Origin of the sequence: Gluconobacter vitians (assembly GCF_015244565.1) — a bacterium.
GTDB classification, from domain to species: domain Bacteria; phylum Pseudomonadota; class Alphaproteobacteria; order Acetobacterales; family Acetobacteraceae; genus Gluconobacter; species Gluconobacter vitians.
Map to the genome: position 1 here is coordinate 1 of NZ_JABCQG010000069.1, position 1,770 is coordinate 1,770.

Consider the following 1,770-nt stretch of genomic DNA (forward strand, 5'->3'; position numbering starts at 1 on the left):
TCAATCAGAGGCTCCCAGATCGCCCATGTCTCGTCCGTAAAAGTGCCTGTTCCGTCTCCTTCTTCCATCCCTATAATATGGGAAGTGTTTCAAGTGCTAACAGGCCCTAGAGTGTTGAGCTGGCGTCTTACCGCGTCTGTCTGAAGCTATCTGCATCATTCATAATCAGATTCGACATTTGCCTTTTAGATCTACAAAAAGGCAAATGTCGTCTGCGTCCGAGCCTCAACAGCCCTCACCCATGTGGGCGGAAAACGACCTTGGTGCAACGATCTTTTTTGTCCCTGAATTTTTCATACAGTGCCGGCCCTTCTTCCAGGTTTGAAGAGCGATGACTGATGACAAAAGAAGGATCGATTTCCCCTTTCTGGATACGCTCCAGCAGAGGCCTGAGGTATTTCTGCGTATTTGTCTGCCCTGACCGCAGGGTCAGTCCCTTGTTCATGAGGATACCAATCATGACTGGCCCAAGGGCACCGGCATAGACACCAGGCATGGAAAGAATGCCGCCTGGTCGGCATCCGAGGATGGCCTGATTGAGAGCGAATGGCCTCTCAAGTGTTGTCGCTGAAAGCAGTGCTGAACCGACTTTCTGCATCATAGTATCGGCGCCATGTGCCTCCATGCCGACGGCTTCGATAACCGCATCTGGTCCAAGCCCATCAGTCATTTCGACAAGAGTTTCCTGGATGTTCTGAGTGCGGAAATCTATGATTTCCGCGCCTGCCGCCCTTGCCATGGCCAGTCTTTCCGGGACTTCGTCAATAGCAATGACGCGCTTTGCTCCCAGCAGAAAGCAGGAGCGGATCGCCATCTGTCCAACCGGCCCACATCCCCAGACAGCAATGGTCTTTTCGGATTCAGGGGTGATCTCGCAGTTTTCTGCGGCCTGATAGCCGGTGGGAAAAATATCGGACAGGAAAAGGACCTGCTCGTCCTCCAGTCCTTCAGGAACAATAATGGGACCGACGTCTGCATACGGAACGCGCAAGTATTCGGCCTGTCCGCCGGAAAAACCACCTGTGATATGCGAGTAACCAAACAAGCCAGCTAGAGGATACCCGAATGTTTCGGCCTGCTGGCGCCCGTTGGGGTTTGTGCGCTCACAGCAGCTCCAGTTACCCCACTTGCACTGTCTGCATTCGCCACAGGAAATCGTAAACGGAACGACGATACGATCGCCAACCGAGAGACGCTTGTTGTCTTTTCCGACCTCAACGACCTCCCCCATCGTTTCGTGTCCGAGAATGTCACCACATTTCATGGTCGGCATGAGGCCGTCCATCAGGTGCAGGTCAGAACCACAGATGGCACAGGCCGTCACCTTGATGATGACATCCCTTCCCTCAATGATTTCTGGGTCACGCACACTTTCACAGGTAATCTTGCCCTTTTTCTGCCAGGTCAAAGCTTTCATGGGAGGTCGTCCTGTTCTGGAGGGATGCAGGAGAGACGCCTGATGCTGTCGATAGTTTGGAAGGTTCCTGCCAACAAAACTTGATGCAGGTCTCGGGCTTGTGAGCGAACGGTTTCCTGAGTCCCGTTTACGCCTTCCTTCGCCTTACCAGATCAAATTCTGGGAGTTAGGTGTTTAGTCCCGGGATTTGATGGGTTGGATTGATGATGAATCTTTCTGGCTCTGAAGTCCAGATTTTGCAAACGTATTCGTAAGGGGTAAGGCCACTGAGGGTCTTGAGTCTTCGCCCGAAATTATAGGCTGCCATGAAGTCGTTGAGGTGTGTCCTCAACTGCTCATGACTGTCGTAATGG

General features: G+C 52.4%; 1 protein-coding gene and 1 pseudogene. Both read right to left on the minus strand.

Translation table 11 applies throughout. The annotated features are described in order from the left end of the window. Window positions 1–235: 235 nt before the first annotated feature. Window positions 236–1,417: a zinc-dependent alcohol dehydrogenase gene (locus tag HKD24_RS15045; protein WP_194260963.1), complete on the minus strand. Its 1,182-nt coding sequence runs from the start codon at window positions 1,415–1,417 to the stop codon at window positions 236–238. A 166-nt stretch (window positions 1,418–1,583) separates the two neighbouring features. Continuing rightward, a pseudogene (locus tag HKD24_RS15050) lies at window positions 1,584–1,770 on the minus strand (IS481 family transposase); the annotation flags it as partial.

Excerpts from the sequence above, each read along its gene's own strand:
- HKD24_RS15045 (WP_194260963.1), bottom strand. The coding sequence starts at position 1,417 with ATGAAAGCTTTGACCTGGCAGAAAAAGGGCAAGATTACCTGTGAAAGT.